The 608-nt window shown below is 47.7% G+C and carries 2 pseudogenes; one reads left to right on the top strand and one right to left on the bottom strand.

The features are described 5' to 3' along the window. Positions 1-192: pseudogene (locus tag R7P74_RS27635) on the top strand (hypothetical protein); the annotation flags it as partial. Between the two features lie 112 nt (positions 193-304). Here R7P74_RS27635 and R7P74_RS27640 read toward each other — a convergent pair. Continuing rightward, a pseudogene (locus R7P74_RS27640) lies at positions 305-608 on the bottom strand (1-acyl-sn-glycerol-3-phosphate acyltransferase); the annotation flags it as partial.

The raw sequence follows: 608 nt of genomic DNA on the forward strand, positions 1-608 counted from the left end.
TTGAGTGTGATCCGAACGCCACTGAAAGCGCTGCCAGAAGGGTTGGTGGTCGATGGCAACCTCTACATTGGTGGTTCGGCCCTGACCGAGTTTCCCGACACAATGACGGTAAAAGGCAACATCTTTTTGGGTGGCAATAAGATAACCAAGTGGCCAAAGAATCTGACCTTAGGTGGCGCAGTCGCGCGCTAATTGGATAGACAAAAAGAGATACGCAGAGACAAAAACACCTCGTTCAATACGAGGTGTTTTGCATTGGAGTAGTTGGAATGCGCCCAACTCATTTGGGCAGCATACGCAGCGACTAATCTTGGTTATTTACTGGGTTAGCGTAGCTCGCAACAAGATACGGTCTTGCGCCTTCTGGTAGCTGTTCTAGCTTATCAGCAAGCTGACGTTTCACCGCTTCTGTGATAATGCTTGAATCTTCACGACCTGCAGCGAGCAAGTTGATCGGATACAACTTATAGTTCTCGTGGATCTGACGGTCGATTTCATTCGCTAGCGATTCAGGCGTTTCAAAATCTTGCTCAATCACGTCACCAAATGCCACATGAACACGGCCTTTATAACCAACAATGCCTTGGATGATGCTTTCGATGTCTTCA

The sequence above is a fragment of the Vibrio sp. 2033 genome, assembly GCF_033339735.1.